The following is a 14,851-nucleotide window of genomic DNA, read 5'->3' as shown; positions in this document are numbered from 1 at the left end:
GGGGGGGGGGGGGGGGGGTGGGGGGGGGGCCCCCGGGCCGGCCCGGGGGGGGCCGGGGGCGGGGCCCGGCCGCCGCGACGACGGTGCCTCGCGGCGTCAGCCCTGCTCGGCCCAGTACTTCTCGGCCTCGTCCTGCAGGCGCTGCAGCCCCGGGCCGGGGTCGGGCGCGTTCGTCACGAAGTCGCCGAAGATCTCCGTGGACAGCGTGTAGACCGGCAGCGGGTTCGCCTCGAGGTAGCGCTGCTGGACGGTGAAGTCTCCGCCGTTGACCTGGTCCATCAGCCCCTGCAGCTCCGGGTCCTCGACCGTCACGTGCGGGTTGAACGACACGTCACCGCGCGACGACGACCAGGTCTTCTGCGCCTCGTCGCTCATCCACCACGCGCTGTAGTCCAGGGCCGCCTGCTCGTTCTCCGAGCCCTTCCCGACGCACAGCGGGCCGGTCTCCAGCACCATCTGGTTCCCGGACGCCGGGTTCATGCTCGGCATCGGGAAGATGCCGTAGTCCTCGCCGGACGTGGCGCCCGCGTCGGTCAGCTGGCCGGTGAGGAACGTGCCGAAGTAGGCCATCGCGACGTCACCGTTCTTCAGCATCGTCTGCGGGTCGGTCGTGACGCCCGGGTCGTTGAAGTAGCCGTCGTCGATCATCGACTTCCACTGGTCCATGACCTCGACGACCTCGGGGTCGAGGTAGGACGCGTCGCCCGTCTGCAGACCCTGGTAGGTGCCCGGGGAGTTGCCGGCCAGCAGCGCCTGGAACCACACGAACTCGAAGATGATGTTCATCTGGTGGAAGGGCGTGACGCCCGCGTCCTTGAGCGTCGCCGCGGCGTCCATCATCTCCGCGAAGGTGGTGGGGACCTCGAGGCCGTGGTCCGCGAACACCTTCTTGTTGTAGTAGACGGCCCAGTACGCCACGTTCAGCGGCACGCAGTACTGCTTGCCGTCATAGGTGTAGTTGTCCTTGAGGCCCTCGGGCACCAACCCGTCGGCCTCCGCCTGCGTCCACAGGTCGGTGGTCTCGGCGACGAGGCCCTGGTCGACGAGGTCGGCCAGCTGGCTCCCGGTGTGCCAGGTGAACAGGTCGGGCACCTTCTTGGTGCGGAACGACTGCTTGATGAAGCTGTCGTACGCGGTGGCGTCGGAGTAGCCGGTGAACTCCAGGGTGGAGCCCTGTGCGCCGGACACCTCGTTCATGGCGTCGAAGCTGGGCTCCCATGCGGCCTTGTCGGTGTAGAACCCGAGCGTGACGTCGCCACCGGCGTCACCCCCGCCGTCGTCACCGCTCGAACAGGCCGCGAGGCAGAGGGCCAGGGACGCCGCGGTGGCGCCGGCCAGGATCCGGGAACGCTTCATTCGTCTCACCTCGTCGTGATGGGTCGTGGGTCGTTGCTGGGGGTCGGGGTGGTCAGCCGACGTCGAGGGTGACGTCGACGAACCGGGGCCGGTAGACCGAGACGTCCGCGTACAGGTCGTCGGGGTCCACCGAGTTGACGTTGTAGGTCACCAGGAGCGTGTCGCCGTCGCGCAGCTCCGGGTGCTCGTGGGCGTTGTAGGCGATGACGTCCGGGTCGCCGTAGGTCCCCGCGGCCCCGACCTCCGGCATCCGGTGGATCGTGGCGCCGCCCGTGAACGGACCGGTCGGCGAGCACGCGACGTAGGCCTTGATCTCGTCGTTGAAGGGCACCGACGTGTCCTGCGTGACCAGCAGCCAGCCGTCGCGGTACGGCGTCACGCTGTACTCGTTCGCGACGCCGGGCATGACGCGGGCGGACGCCGTCTCGTCGCGCACCCACCGCTCGCCGTCCCAGTACCGCCAGCGGTCCGTGGCCGCGAGGTCGCCGCCCAGCACCTTGGCGACGTGCATGAACTTCTCACCGCCGCGGTCCTCGACGCCGTAGACGAGCGTGCGGCCGCCCTCGCGCTGGTACCAGGACGCCCACTGGACGCCCGCGGACGACGGCAGCGGGTCTATCGAGGTCACCTGCCACGTGTCGGTGTCGAGCGTCGCGACGGACGACTCGCTCCAGCCCCAGTCCCAGGTGCCGGGTCCGAAGCGCGCGAACTCCAGCACGCCCACCTGCAGGTCGCCCGGGCGGGTGGCCAGGCCGGCGCCGAACCAGTGCCAGGCACCGTCCGGGTCCGGCCCGACGATGCTCTCGGGCGCGCCCGGGGTGCCGCCGGTGACGGTGGACAGGTCGTCGCCCCGCTGCACGACGATCGAGTTGTTGAGGAACGGTGTGCTCGCGGGCCGGGTGCCGTCGGGGGCCACCGGACCGAGGAAGGTGTCCGAGAAGATCCAGGCGAGCGAGCCGCCGCGCATCGGCACGGAGTATGTGCTGTCGGCGCCCGTCCACCCGACGCCCGAGTCGGCGTACGCGGTGAACGTGTCACCCAGCGGCGACGGGGTCGCCGCCGTGGCCCGGACCGTCGCGCCGTCCAGCGAGCACGTCCCCGTTCCGCCGGGGCCTGGCGTCGGGTCGCCGGGCGTCTGGCCGGCGGGCGCCGCCGCGGCGGTGGCCGCCCCGCTCAGGGCGAGGGCCGCCGCCAGAGCGGTCGCGGCGAGGCGCCGGCTCCTGCGCGACGTCGTCATCGTCGTCGTCATCGTCATCACTCCGTCGTGATCTCGTGGCATGTCAGGTCGTGCACGGGCCCGACTCCCCCTTCGGAGTCGGGGCACTGCAGGGTGCTAGGGGATCGTGGGCGCCGCGTCCTCGATGGCGCCCACGACCTCCGTGAGATGCGCGTGCATGAGTTCCGCAGCCGCGTCGGGTCGGCCCTCCGTGACGAGGCGGACCAGCTCGGCGTGCTCCTCGTAGTCCGACTCGGGGTCGCCGTGCAGCGTGAGGATCCGCCGTTGGTCCTCGGCGTGCAGCAGGAGGATCACGTCGAGCACCTCCGACAGGATCGTGTTGCCCGCCGCGTCCGCGAGCGCCCGGTGCAGGTCGACGTTCACCCTCCACAGACGGTCCGAGCCGCTCTCCAAGCACTCTCGGGCCTCCGCGAGGAGCTCCGCGAGCCGGGTGACGGCCGCGGGCTCGCGGATCGCCGCCGCCTGCCGCACGATGGCCGGCTCGATCACGGCCCGCGCCTGGACGAGCGCGACGAGACGGTCCCGGTCGGCGGGCGGGGCCACCGCGTTGGGCAGGACGCTGCGCAGGTAGTTCTCCCCCACGTAGATCCCGGAGCCGTGGCGGAAGGACAGGATGCCCAGGCCCTCGAGCCTCCGCAGGGCCTCCCTCATCGTCGGGACCGCGACACCGAAGCGGGCGGCGAGGTCGCGCTGCGGGCCGATGCGTTCGCCCGCCACGAGACCCTCGTCGCCGATCATCTGGATCACGGCCTCGGCCAGGCTCCCGCTGAGCGTGGGGCGCGCGACGCGTCCCGACTCCGTCGTCATGGGAGTGATCTAATCACTTGCTCACTAGTTTGGGAAGGGCGGGTGACGACCGGGCGAAAACCCGACGGGCACGCATCCGCGTGCACGGCCGGTCCTCTCTCCCAGGGCGACCACCCCCGGGTCGCACCTCCACCTGGAAGAGAGCACCACCATGTCCGTCTCCACCCCGGCCCGTCGCACGACCGCCGCCGCCCCTGCCCCCAGCACCTCCCGCGCCCCGGCCGTACGCCGCCTCCCGAACGCGCTCGCCGAGCAGGTGGCGCTGCGGCTCGACGTCGCCGTCACCGCCCTCGCCCGGTTCCTCACCCGCTGGTCCGTCCCGGCGCTGCGCGTCGCGCTCGGGCTCGTGTTCCTCGGCTTCGGCATCCTGAAGTTCTTCCCGGGCGCCAGCCCCGCCGAGGAGATCGCGGGGCGCACCGTCGAGACGCTCACCCTCGGGCTCGTCCCCGCCGCGACCGCCGTCGTGCTGGTCGCCGTCATGGAGACCTTCATCGGGCTCACCCTGGTCAGCGGGCGGCTGCTGCGGGCCGGGCTGGTCGTCCTCGCTGTCGCGATGGTCGGCATCCTGTCCCCCGTCGCGCTGTTCGGGGACGAGCTGTTCGGGCACGGCATGACGCTGCTCGGGCAGTACGTGCTCAAGGACGTCGTCCTGGTCGCGGGCGCCGCCGTCGTCGGGGCCGCCGCGCTCGGCGCACGGCTGCGCCTCGAGGCCTGACGCCCACCTGTCCCCCACCCGGAGCCTCCGACCGCCCCCGCGGCCGGAGGCTCCGCGGTGTCCGGATCGTGAGAATGCTCCGGGCGGGCCTGGCGTTCGCCGGATCGGCTGCTATACCTCCGCCCAGGTCACGAGCCCCAGCGCGAAGCCCCGGCTGGCTGGGCAGCAACCCCCACGTCACGGCGGGGTGCTCCGGGAGATGACCTGGCCGCCGGCCGGCCCGCGCACGCGGGCCGAGACGCCGCGCGGCAAGCGTGATCGACGGACGGCGAGGTACACCCGATGACAGGCCCCACGACAGACCCCACGACCGGCCCCGACTACCGCGCCCCCTCCGTGGTGGTGGTCTCCGGCAACCCGCGCGCGGGCTCGCGCACCCTGGCGGCGGCAGAGGCCGCCGGCCGGCGCGTCGCCGAGCTGCTCGGCACCACGGACGTGGCGACGATCGAGCTCGCGTCGTTCGCCGGCGAGATCCTCACGCCCGCACACCCGGCCGCCGACGGGGCGAAGGACCGCCTGGCGCGCGCCACGGTCGCCGTCGTCGCGACCCCCGTCCACAAGGCCTCCTACACGGGCCTGCTCAAGGCGTTCCTCGACCTCTACGGGCCCGACGGCCTGGCGGGCGTCGTCGTCGTGCCGCTCGTCGTGTCCGGCAACCCGGCGCACGGGCTCGCCGGCGAGGCGCACCTGCGGCCGGTGCTCGTGGAGCTGGGGGCCGTCGTCCCCACCCGCACCCTGACGCTCACCGAGGCCCAGCTGCCGGAGCTCGGCGAGGCGCTGGACCCCTGGTTCGCGCGCTGGGCGACACCGCTGCGCCGCGCGGCCGGCGTCCCCACCCCGGCGGCCGCCGCCACCGTTCCCACGACCGTCGGGCTGACAGGGGCCGCCCTGTGACCGCCGAGCACACCGACCTGTCCGCCCTGACCGCGCTCTCAGGGATCGAGGAGCTCCTTGCCCAGCAGGACGAGTCCCAGCTCTCCCCCGACGAGTTCAAGACCGTCTTCCGCCGGCACCCGGCCGGCGTGGCCGTGGTCGCGCTCGCGCACGAGGGCCGCCCCGTCGGGTTCACCGCCACGTCCGTGATCTCCGTGTCCGCCGCGCCGCCGCTCCTGGCGTTCTCGTTGGCGTCCACCTCCTCGTCGTGGCCGGCCGTCTCTGCGGCGAGCACGCTCGCGATCAGCTTCCTCGCCGCCCACCAGGACGACCTGTCCGCCAGGTTCGCCACCAGCGGCATCGACCGCTTCGCGGGCGGCGGCTGGAGCCCCCTGCCCACGGGCGAGCCGGTCATCGACGGGGCGGTCTCGTGGGTGCGTGGCCGCGTGCTCCAGCGCACCCCGGTCGGGGACAGCTACCTGGTGTCGCTGCGCGCGCTGCAGTCCGGGTCGGACGGTGCCTCCCCGCTCGTCTACCTGGACCGCACCTACCACCGGCTCGGCGACGAGTCCGCGATCTGAGCCCGCAGCGCGACGCCGAGAGCGAACCCGCCCTCGCCCCCGCGCCCTGAGCGCCTAGGCTGCTGCGGCCCGACAGGAGGACCCATGACCGCCACCGCCCCCGCCACGCACGCCACCGACCACGCCACCGACCCGTCCGAGGCCGTCCTCGACAACCCCCGCTGGTCGTCGCTCACGGGCGTGCACGCGCACCTGGCCGAGGGCAACGAGCTGGTGCTGCGCTACCCCGTCGACGTCTCCCCGTTCGCGGCCGTCCGGTCGTGGGAGGACCCGGACGTCTGGGACGCGATCGTCGACGTCGCAGGGCACGGCGCACAGTTCCCCGGCCCGCCGGCCGACGTCGCGCTCCCCGCCGGCTGGGAGCGGGTCGCGCTCCTGGACGGGGTGCAGCTCGTCGAGACCGACCGGCTGCGCACCCGGCCGGACGACGAGGCCGTGCTGCTCGGCGCCGATGACGTCCCCGACATGCTGGCGCTCGTCGAGCGCTCGCGCCCGGGCCCGTTCCTCCCGCGCACCTACCTCATGGGCCGGTACGTCGGCATCCGGCGCGACGGGCGTCTCGTCGCGATGGCCGGCGAGCGGCTGCAGCCGGAGGGCTGGACCGAGATCAGCGCCGTGACGACCGACCCCGACCACCGCGGCCAGGGGCTCGCCACGCGGCTGGTCCTCGACGTCGCGCACCACGTCCGCGAGCGCGGCGCCCGGGCCATGCTGCACGCGGCGGGGAACAACGCGACCGCGATCCGGCTGTACGAGAAGCTCGGGTTCCGGCTGCGCGCCCGCACCACGTTCGGCGCGGTGCGCACGCCCGCGGCCTGACCCCTGCGCCGACCGCGGTCGCCCTCAGCCGACCGAGCGGCGGTGGCGCTCGGCGAGCTCCTGGTACTCGATCGCGTTGCGGCGCACGCGCTCGGCGCCCTCCGCGTCGAGCGCACCCCGGTCCTTCGCGGGGACGCCGACGGCGAGGTGCCCGGCGGGGATCTCCTGACCCTCGCGCACCAGCGCGCCCGCCGCGACGAACGCCCCCTCGCCGACGACGGCGTTGTTCAACAGGGTGGCGCCCATCCCGACCAGGCTGCCGTCGCCCACCGTGGCGCCGTGGATGATGGCGCCGTGCCCCACGCCCACGCCGGCGCCGATGGTCGCGGGGACGCCGGTGTCGGTGTGCACCACACAGTTGTCCTGGATGTTGGAGCCCTCGCCGAGGACGATCGCGTCCATGTCGCCGCGCAGCACCGCGCCGTAGAAGACGCTGGCCCGCGCGCCGATGCGCACGTTCCCCACGATCGTCGCCGTGGGCGCGACCCACGCGGTGGGGTCGATGTCGGGAGTGTGACCGTCGAAGGGGAGCACCGTCGCCATGCCCCGGACCCTACCGCGACGTCGACGCCCCGGAGACCGACCGGAGCCGCACCCCGAGCAGGTAGAGCTCGCAGCCGAGGCAGAGGCCGACGACGGCGTTCAGCCCTGCGGCGACGAACGCGATCCCCGCGGCCCAGGGCACGGCGGCCGGCACGCCCGCGAGCCCGAGGACGACACCGGCGCCGGTCACGATCAGCCCGACGAGCTGGGCGAACCGTGGCGGGCGCGGGTCCTCGAGCTCGGCGGGCGGGGCGAGCCGGGGGCGGACGAGGGTCCTGAAGAGCCAGCCCTGGACCGTGCCCTGGGCGCCGCGGACGGCGCCCAGCAGGAAGCCGGCGGCCACGACGGCGAGCAGCACGAGGCCGGCGGTGCTGGCCCCGAGGAGCACGACGACGGCGAGCAGCAGCGCGGTGATGCCGGCGCCCACCCGCGGGCCGCGCGGGTCGATGCCGGCCGGGGCCTGCGTGGGGGCGGTCTCGCGGGTCATCGTCGTCTCCTCCGGGCGGTCCGGGTCAGGCGGCGGCGGGCGCCGGCAGGGCGGCGGCCAGGGCCTGGCGCGCCTGGGCGGGAGACATGCCGCCGCTGCTGCGGGCGGCCTGTGCCCCGGTCGCGTCGAGCACCAGCACCGTCGGGGTGGTGAGCGCGCCGAGCTCGCGCACGAGGTCGAGGTGGTCCTCGACGTCGAGCTCGTGGTGCGCGACGCCGGCCTCGCGCTCGGCGAGGTCCCTCAGCACGCGGGCCGTGGCCCGGCACGGGGCGCACACCTCGGCGGACAGCTGGACGAACGTCGCCCGTTCCCCCAGCCGGACCCCGCGGGCCGCCCAGTCCACGACAGGTCCGCGCCGCGCGGACGTGGTGCGGACGCGACCCTGCCGGGACCTCCACGCCACGCCGAGGACGACGGTCGCCAGGACGAGCACGGCCAGCATCACGACCTGGGTCGGCTGGACGGTCACGATGGCCTCCTCGCGGGGTCGACGTCGCGGCCATTCTCCCCGCCGCCCGCCATCCGGTCGACGGGGCGACCGGATGGCGGACACCCGTCGCGTGGTCAGACGGGCAGCGCCGCACCCCGCTCGTCGGCAGGGGCGTCGGCGTCCGGCCTGGCCGGCGTCACCGCGGAGCCCGCGGCGCGGTCGCGCGCGGCCACGCCCTCGCGCACGAGCGGGATGACGTACCGGCCGAAGTCGACCGCGTCGTCGAGCAGGTCGTAGCCGCGCGCGGAGATGATCCGCACGCCGAGGTCGTAGTACGCGAGCAGCGCCTCGGCGACCTGCTCGGGGGTGCCGACCAGCGCGTTGGAGTTCCCTGCCCCGCCGGTCGCCCTCGCCGTCGCGGTCCACAGCGCGGTGTCGTACCGCTCGCCGGCCGCGGCGATCTCGAGCAGGCGCTGCGACCCGGCGTTCTCGGGCTTGTCGATCGGGTGCCGCCGCGACAGCTGCCCGCCGAGCGCCGCCTTGCGCGCCTCGATCCGGTCCAGCACGCGGTGCGCCTTCTCCCAGGCCAGCTCCTCGGTGGGGGCGACGATCGGTCGGAAGGCCGCGTGGATGCGCGGCGGCGTCGTCCGCCCGGCGGCCGCGGCCTCCGCGTGCACCCGGTCGATCTGCTCCTTCGTGCGGGCCAGGGGCTCGCCCCACACCGCGTAGATGTCGGCCTCGGCCGCGCCCACCCGGAAGGCGGCGTCCGACGACCCGCCGAAGGAGACCGTCGGCACGTGGCCCTCGAAGGGCTTCGCCTCGAGCACGAAGTCCTCGAAGTCGTAGAACTCGCCGTGGTGGTCGAACGCCTCCGGGCTGGTCCACGCCCGCTTGACGATCCGGATGTACTCGTGGGTGCGCGCGTACCGCTCGTCCTTGGTGAGCCGGTCGCCCTCGCGCCCCTGCTCGTGGTCGTTGCCGCCGGTGATGAAGTGCACCGACAGCCGGCCGCCGGACAGCTGGTCGAGGGTGGCGAACGTCTTGGCGGCGTACGTCGGGGACGAGACGTTCGGGCGGTGCGCCAGCAGGAGCTCGATGCCCTGCAGGCGCGCCGCGGTGTAGGCGGCGAGCGCGGCCGGCTCGGGGCCGGACGACCCGTAGGCGAACAGCACCCGCGTCCACCCGTTGTCCTCGTGGGCGCGCACGAGGCGCTCCAGGTAGGCGGGGTCGAACGCGGCCGTGGTGCGGGCGGAGGTCTCGGAGGCGTCGTTGGTGGTGGCGATGCCGAGGAACTCGACGGGCATTGGGGTCTCCTTCTGGGTCGGTCGTGGGGCGGCGCTGCTGCTCAGCTGCCGTTCCTCGAGGGTTCGGTGGTCGGGAGGCCGGCGGCCTTCCACGCGGGGAAGCCGCCGTCGACGTGGGAGACGTCGGTGTAGCCGCGGGCGGCGAGCGCCTCGGCGACGGGGCCGGAGCCGGTCACCGACCCGCACACCACGACGACCGGGGTGTCGAGCGGGATCACGGGGGCGCGGGCCGGGCCGAACAGCGCGTCGAGGTCGTGGCGGTCGACGACGGTCGCGCCCGGGACGGCGCCGGCGGACGCGCGGCCGGCGGCCGAGCGCACGTCGACCAGCAGGGCGCCGTCCTGGACCTTGACGCCGGCGGACGTGGGGTGCTGCAGGTGGGGGCTGGTAGGGGACATGGGTTCCTCTTCGGCGGTCGGGGCGGGGGTGCGAGGGCCGGCGGCGACGTCCGGCAGGCGGGCGGGCCGACCGGCCCAGGCGTCGGCCAGCAGCCCGAAGGACCGGCGCCGGTCGGCGGGGTCGTGCGCGGCGGTCGTGACGAGCAGCTCGTCGGCCCCGGTGACGCGGGCCAGGGTGGCCAGGCGCTCCACGACGGTCGCCGGGTCGCCGACGACGCGCGTGTCCACCCGGTCGGCGACCACGGCGCGCTCGGCCTCGGGCCGCTCCGCCCACGGCGTGGCGTCGGGGGGGCGGGGGTAGGCGATCGCGCCGTCCGCCCCGCGCCGGATGGAGAGCACCCAGTCGGCGAACGGCGCCGCGAGCTCGCGGGCGCGCTCGGTGGTGTCGGCGACGAGCACGTCGGCGGAGACGACGACGTACGGCTCGGCGAGCACCCCGGGCCGGAACGCCGCCCGGTACGCGGCGACCGTCTCGAGGGTGTTCGCCGGGCTGACGTGGTAGTTCGCCGCCAGGGGCAGGCCGAGCTCCCCGGCGACGCGGGCGCTCTCGCCGGCCGAGGACGCGAGCACCCACAGCTCGAACGCGGCGCCCTGCACCGGCGGGGACACGTACCGCCGGCCGCCGCCGTCCGCGTACGCGCCCGCCCGCAGGCCGAGCACGAGCTCGACCTCCGCGCGGAAGCTCGCCGGCGTGCGCGACGCGCCCACCACGGCGGCCTGGGCCAGCGCGCGCTCGCGCAGCGCCGAGTCCCCCGCGGTCGGCGGCGCGGGCGGCACGTACAGCCCGTCGACGACACGCGGTCGGCCCGTCGTCGTCCCCGACGGGGCCGGCCGCGGCGCGTCGCCCTGCGGCGGCGTGAACGCGCGACCCAGGCCCAGGTCCACCCGCCCGGGGTGCAGCGCGGCGATCGTGCCGAACTGCTCGGCCGCGACCAGGGGGCTGGTGGTGCTGAGCAGCACGGCGCCCGAGCCCACGCGGATCCGCTCGGTGCGGGCCGCGACGGCGGCCGCGAGCACCGCGGGCGAGGCGGATGCCACGCCGGGCGACAGGTGGTGCTCGGCGTACCAGACCCGGTGGTAGCCGAGCCGGTCGAGGTCCGCTGCGAGGTCGACGGCGTCGCGCACCGCCTGCGCGCCCGTGCGCCCCTCGGGCACGAGGGCGAGGTCGAGGACGGACAGGGGCAGCCGGGTGGGGTCGGTCATGGTGGTCTCCAGCTCGCAGGTGGTGCGGGGTCGGCCGTGCTGGGGCGACGGGCGGGGTCGGCGGCGGCCCTCACTCGGTCGCCGGCAGGCCCGGCGGGTTGGTCTCGGGCTTCTCGAGGGCCTCGGACTCGAGACCCCAGCGCTCGAGCACGCGGGCGTACGCGCCGTCGTCGAAGGCCTGCTGCAGGGCGGCGGTGACGGCGGGCGCGAGGTCGTTGCCCTTCTTGGTCGCGACGGCGATCTGCGCGGTGTCGGGCCAGCCGCCGTTGAGCGTGCCGACGACCGCGAGCTCGTCGGGCGCGATCTTGGCCTGGTAGGCGAGGGACGCGTTCGGGCCCACGTAGACGTCGAGGCGTCCGGACTTCAGGGCGAGCAGGACGTCGGAGAGCTGCTCGTAGTACTCCGGCACGCCGCCGGCGACGGGCTCGAGCCCCTCGGCGACGTTCTGGTCGTTCCACTCGAGCAGGATCTTCTCCTGGTTGGTGCCCGAGCCGACGCCCACCCGCAGCCCGGCGATGTCCTCCCGCTCGCTGATCTCCGAGACGTCCGAGCCGGCCCTGGCGAGCCAGCCCAGCTCGTCGTTGCGGTAGGAGGAGAAGTCGATGGTCTCCTTGCGCTCCTCGGTCACGGTGACGTTGGAGATGACGGCGTCGACGTCGCCCGACTGCAGGGCCAGGGGCCAGTCGGCCCAGGCCTTGACCTCGAGGCGCAGGTCCTTGCCGAGGCCGTCCGCGACGAGTTGGGCGATGTCGGTCTCGTTCCCGATCGGGGTCTTGTCGTCGTCGGCGAAGAAGCCGAGCGGCGGGGCCGCGCCGGCGCTGACGGCGACGACGAAGTCGTCCTTGTCGGCGAACGCGTCGGGCAGCAGCCCGACGGCCTCGGCCGACTCGGTGGACCGGACCCGGTCCTGGTCGGGGCTGGTGCTGACCTCGAGCCCGGCGGCGGCCGCGCCCTCGGAGCTGGTGCCGGCGGGGGCTCCGGCGCCGGCTCCGGCGGCCTCGGGCGCGGAGGTGCTCACGCCGGCGCACGCCGTGAGGGTCAGCAGGGGGACGGTGGCGAGCAGGGCGAGCGCGCGGGCTCGGCGGGTCGGTGCGGTCACGGGAGTCTCCTGGGGTCGGGTACGGGCGGACGGGGTACGTCGGCGGGCTGTCACAGGACCTTGTCGAGGAAGGCGCGGGTGCGGTCGTGGCGTGGGTGGTCGAGCACCTGGGCGGGCGGCCCCTGCTCCACGACGACGCCGTCGTCCATGAACACGACGGTGTCCGCGACCTCGCGGGCGAAGCCGATCTCGTGGGTGACGACGACGAGGGTGGTGCCGGTGCTCGCGACGTCCTTGATGACCGTGAGCACCTCGCCGACCAGCTCGGGGTCGAGGGCGGAGGTGGGCTCGTCGAAGAGCAGCACGCGGGGCCGCAGCGCGAGGGCGCGGGCGATCGCGACGCGCTGCTGCTGACCTCCCGAGAGCTGGCGAGGTCGGGCGTCCGCCTTGTCGGCGAGCCCGACGCGGGCCAGCAGCTCGCGCGCCTCGGGTTCCACCTCCGCGCGGGGGCGGCGCTGCGCGGACAGCGGCGCCTCGACGACGTTCTCCAGCACGGTGAGGTGGGGGAACAGGTTGAAGCCCTGGAAGACGAACCCGATGCGGGTCCGCTGCCCGAGGATCTCCCGCTCCGTGAGCTCCTGCAGCACCTCGCCCCGCCGGCCGCCACGTCGGCTGTGCCGGCGTCGGTACCCCACGAGGTCGCCGTCCACCGTGACGAACCCGGCGTCGACCTTCTCGAGGTGGTTGATCGCGCGCAGCAGCGTGGACTTGCCGGAGCCCGACGGCCCGAGGACGACCGTCACGGTGCCGGGCTCGACGGTGAGGTTCACGTCCCGCAGCACCTCGAGGGTGCCGAAGCTCTTGTGCACGCCGTGCACCTCGACGCGGCCGAGGGTGCGGGCATCGGCGGTCATGCGGGGCCTCCCGAGGGGCGGGCCGTGCGGGTGAGGACGCCGACCCGGGCGCGGGCCGCGAACGCCGGCGGCACGTGCGGGGGCACGGGGCGGCCGGTGAGGCGGGCCAGGGTCACGGCGGACGACCAGCGCAGCCGCTGCAGCGGCGTGAGCGGCAGGGTGCGCACGGCGCCCTTCGCGTAGTGCCGCTCCACGTAGTACTGGACGATCGTGATCAGCGTGGTGAGCACGAGGTACCAGATCGCCGCCACGATGAGCAGGGGCACGACCTTGCCGTTGCGGCCGTAGATGACGGACGCGATGTAGAACAGCTCGCCGTACGCCAGGACGTAGACGATCGACGTGCCCTTGAGCAGGCCGATCACCTCGTTGACCGCCGTCGGCACGATCGAGCGCATCGCCTGCGGCAGCACGACGCGGGTCACCTGGCGTCGGCGCGGGATGCCGAGGGAGGCGGCCGCCTCCTGCTGCCCCTGGTCGACGCTGAGGATGCCGGCGCGCACGATCTCGGCGGAGTACGCGGCCTGGGACAGCCCCAGGCCCAGGATGGCGGCGCCGAACTTGTCGATGACGCCGAGGGTGTCGAACCAGAGGAGCTCGGGGCCGAAGGGGACGCCGAGGCTCAGGTGCGGATACAGGTAGGCCAGGTTGTACCAGAGCAGCAGCTGCAGCAGCAGGGGTACGGAGCGGAACACCCACGTGTACGCCCACGACACCCCGACCAGCAGCGGCGAGCGCGACAGCCGCATGAGCGCCAGGACGGTGCCGAGCGCGAACCCCACGACCGAGGCCGCGGCGGTGAGGCGGATCGTCGCCCACGCGCCGGACAGGATCGACGGCCACGTGAGGTACTGCGCGACGACGTCCCACTCCCACCGGTCGTTGGTGACCAGCGAGCTGACGACCATCGCGAGCAGCACGGCCACGCCGGCGGTCGCGATCCAGCGCCCGGGGTGCCGGGCAGGGACGATGCGCAGGTGCCCGTACAGCGTGGGCGGGCCGTCGTCCAGCGGCGTCGGGGTGGCCGGGGGCCGAGGGTCCCGGGTGGTGACGGTGGTCATCGCGGTGCCTGCTCCCCCGCCGTGACGGCGAACGGGACGTGGTTGCCCGGTGGCGGGGCGGGGCAGGTGCCGTGGTCGCTGAACGCGTACGGCAGGTTGACGGCCTCGTTGAGGTCGAGGCGAGCGACGCCGGAGCCGCCCGGGGTCAGGGACCCCGGCAGCTCGGGGCGCGCCAGCCGCCACGGCGCGACGCCGGGGGCCTCGTCGCTGAACAGGAGCGTCGGGGCGTCGCCGGGCCCGCCGGTCAGCACGAGCGTGACGGTCCGGTCGCCGCGGGTCAGGTCGAGCTCGCCGACCGCCTGCAGCCGGTGCACCAGCCCGGGGCGGGCGGCGCCGACGACGAGCTCCTGGGGCGCGTCGTACAGCCGCACGGGCATCTCGAGCGCCCATGACGGGTCGTGCTCGAAGACCGGCACGCCGGCGAAGTCGAGGCGGGCCCGGGCGTGCGGGTCGCGCAGCCGGATCGCGAGGCGACCGGTGCGCCGCACCAGCTCGATCGCCACCGCGGACGTCTCCCCCGCCGTCACCGCGCCCGCCGTCACGCCCGGGGCCGGCTCGTCCGGGGCGGCACCGTCGACGGGCTCACGCCCGGCGGGCAGGAAGGTGCCGAGGACGACGCTGCCGCCCTCCGGGACGTCGCCGTCGTACGCGCCGTCCGCGACGTCGGGCCCCTGGACCCGCGGGCCGTCCGTCTCCCCCGGCCGCAGGTGCGCGCCGGCGTCGTCGGCGAGCCACAGGCCGGGCACGCCGGGCAGCGGCTCCGGTCGCGAGGGCAGCCAGTGGAAGCCGGCCAGGCTCAGCCAGCCGTGGGGCGCGGCGAGCTCTCGCTCGCGGTCGGCCCGTCGGCGTGCGCGCCGGTCCGCGGCAGGTCCGGCGGCAGGTCCGGCGGCAGGTCCGCCGCCAGGCCCGGCAGCAGGGTCGGCAGCAGGGTCGGCGAGGCGGACGCGCGGTGCATCGGTGACGGTCATCGGGGGCCTCCGGTCACGAGGGGACGATCGGCGTCGCGGCGGATGTCGGCGACGTGGGCGGCGGGGGCGCCGCAGCGGGCGGCGGGTCGGGCGGTCACGCGCGCACCAGCCGGGGG

The 14,851-nt window shown here is 74.9% G+C and carries 16 protein-coding genes and 1 riboswitch; of the genes, 4 read left to right on the top strand and 12 right to left on the bottom strand.

The window, feature by feature from the left end:
- Positions 1 to 96: 96 nt before the first annotated feature.
- The 3 genes from ACFUVW_RS13495 to ACFUVW_RS13485 all read right to left on the bottom strand — a co-directional run bounded on the left by ACFUVW_RS13495 (position 97) and on the right by ACFUVW_RS13485 (position 3,400).
- Positions 97 to 1,356 (bottom strand): ABC transporter substrate-binding protein, encoded by a 1,260-nt coding sequence (locus ACFUVW_RS13495; RefSeq protein WP_430571845.1) that lies wholly within the window; start codon positions 1,354 to 1,356, stop codon positions 97 to 99.
- A 52-nt stretch (positions 1,357 to 1,408) separates the two neighbouring features.
- On the bottom strand, positions 1,409 to 2,611 hold the full coding sequence (locus ACFUVW_RS13490; RefSeq protein ID WP_430571844.1) for a DUF4185 domain-containing protein: 1,203 nt from the start codon (positions 2,609 to 2,611) through the stop codon (positions 1,409 to 1,411).
- 78 nt (positions 2,612 to 2,689) lie between these two features.
- Entirely contained in the window at positions 2,690 to 3,400 is a 711-nt protein-coding gene (locus ACFUVW_RS13485) for a FadR/GntR family transcriptional regulator (protein WP_430571843.1), read from the bottom strand.
- Positions 3,401 to 3,551: 151 nt separating this feature from the next.
- Here ACFUVW_RS13485 and ACFUVW_RS13480 point away from each other — a divergent pair, with 151 nt between their 5' ends.
- The 4 genes from ACFUVW_RS13480 to ACFUVW_RS13465 all read left to right on the top strand — a co-directional run bounded on the left by ACFUVW_RS13480 (position 3,552) and on the right by ACFUVW_RS13465 (position 6,388).
- Positions 3,552 to 4,115, top strand: coding sequence for a DoxX family membrane protein (locus tag ACFUVW_RS13480; RefSeq protein ID WP_430571842.1), 564 nt, complete (start codon positions 3,552 to 3,554; stop codon positions 4,113 to 4,115).
- A gap of 126 nt (positions 4,116 to 4,241) precedes the next feature.
- Positions 4,242 to 4,320, top strand: a riboswitch (SAM riboswitch).
- Between the two features lie 77 nt (positions 4,321 to 4,397).
- Positions 4,398 to 5,009 (top strand): NADPH-dependent FMN reductase, encoded by a 612-nt coding sequence (locus ACFUVW_RS13475; protein ID WP_430571841.1) that lies wholly within the window; start codon positions 4,398 to 4,400, stop codon positions 5,007 to 5,009.
- Positions 5,006 to 5,569 carry a flavin reductase family protein gene (locus tag ACFUVW_RS13470; protein WP_430571840.1) on the top strand — a complete coding sequence of 188 codons (564 nt, stop codon included), beginning with the start codon at positions 5,006 to 5,008 and terminating at the stop codon, positions 5,567 to 5,569. The genes ACFUVW_RS13475 and ACFUVW_RS13470 overlap by 4 nt, the downstream gene beginning before the upstream one ends.
- A gap of 84 nt (positions 5,570 to 5,653) precedes the next feature.
- Positions 5,654 to 6,388 (top strand): GNAT family N-acetyltransferase, encoded by a 735-nt coding sequence (locus tag ACFUVW_RS13465; protein WP_430571839.1) that lies wholly within the window; start codon positions 5,654 to 5,656, stop codon positions 6,386 to 6,388.
- 24 nt (positions 6,389 to 6,412) lie between these two features.
- On the opposite strand, the gene ACFUVW_RS13460 is transcribed toward ACFUVW_RS13465, so the two are convergent.
- The 9 genes from ACFUVW_RS13460 to ACFUVW_RS13420 all read right to left on the bottom strand — a co-directional run bounded on the left by ACFUVW_RS13460 (position 6,413) and on the right by ACFUVW_RS13420 (position 14,735).
- Complete coding sequence (locus tag ACFUVW_RS13460) at positions 6,413 to 6,931, bottom strand: gamma carbonic anhydrase family protein (RefSeq protein ID WP_430571838.1); 519 nt, start codon at positions 6,929 to 6,931, stop codon at positions 6,413 to 6,415.
- Between the two features lie 10 nt (positions 6,932 to 6,941).
- Positions 6,942 to 7,418 carry a DUF4395 domain-containing protein gene (locus ACFUVW_RS13455; protein ID WP_430571837.1) on the bottom strand — a complete coding sequence of 159 codons (477 nt, stop codon included), beginning with the start codon at positions 7,416 to 7,418 and terminating at the stop codon, positions 6,942 to 6,944.
- A 25-nt stretch (positions 7,419 to 7,443) separates the two neighbouring features.
- On the bottom strand, positions 7,444 to 7,887 hold the full coding sequence (locus ACFUVW_RS13450) for a thioredoxin family protein (RefSeq protein ID WP_430571836.1): 444 nt from the start codon (positions 7,885 to 7,887) through the stop codon (positions 7,444 to 7,446).
- A gap of 95 nt (positions 7,888 to 7,982) precedes the next feature.
- A complete protein-coding gene (locus ACFUVW_RS13445; RefSeq protein ID WP_430571835.1) occupies positions 7,983 to 9,152 on the bottom strand; it encodes an LLM class flavin-dependent oxidoreductase in 1,170 nt (389 codons plus the stop codon).
- 41 nt (positions 9,153 to 9,193) lie between these two features.
- Positions 9,194 to 10,753, bottom strand: a complete 1,560-nt coding sequence (locus ACFUVW_RS13440) for an LLM class flavin-dependent oxidoreductase (RefSeq protein ID WP_430571834.1) — start codon at positions 10,751 to 10,753, stop codon at positions 9,194 to 9,196.
- Positions 10,754 to 10,823: 70 nt separating this feature from the next.
- Positions 10,824 to 11,852 (bottom strand): ABC transporter substrate-binding protein, encoded by a 1,029-nt coding sequence (locus tag ACFUVW_RS13435; RefSeq protein ID WP_430571833.1) that lies wholly within the window; start codon positions 11,850 to 11,852, stop codon positions 10,824 to 10,826.
- A gap of 50 nt (positions 11,853 to 11,902) precedes the next feature.
- The gene (locus ACFUVW_RS13430) at positions 11,903 to 12,706 is read right to left on the bottom strand and encodes an amino acid ABC transporter ATP-binding protein (RefSeq protein WP_430571832.1); all 804 of its coding nucleotides are present in this window, start codon (positions 12,704 to 12,706) and stop codon (positions 11,903 to 11,905) included.
- Positions 12,703 to 13,767 (bottom strand): amino acid ABC transporter permease, encoded by a 1,065-nt coding sequence (locus ACFUVW_RS13425; RefSeq protein ID WP_430571831.1) that lies wholly within the window; start codon positions 13,765 to 13,767, stop codon positions 12,703 to 12,705. The genes ACFUVW_RS13430 and ACFUVW_RS13425 overlap by 4 nt, the downstream gene beginning before the upstream one ends.
- The gene (locus tag ACFUVW_RS13420) at positions 13,764 to 14,735 is read right to left on the bottom strand and encodes a DUF1684 domain-containing protein (RefSeq protein WP_430571830.1); all 972 of its coding nucleotides are present in this window, start codon (positions 14,733 to 14,735) and stop codon (positions 13,764 to 13,766) included. The genes ACFUVW_RS13425 and ACFUVW_RS13420 overlap by 4 nt, the downstream gene beginning before the upstream one ends.
- Positions 14,736 to 14,851 lie beyond the last annotated feature (116 nt).

The sequence above is a fragment of the Isoptericola sp. NPDC057391 genome, assembly GCF_042668085.1.
In the GTDB taxonomy this organism is placed as follows: Bacteria; Actinomycetota; Actinomycetes; order Actinomycetales; family Cellulomonadaceae; genus Isoptericola.
Note: the sequence above shows the minus strand (reverse complement) of the source record. Positions and strands in the feature narration are given on the sequence as shown.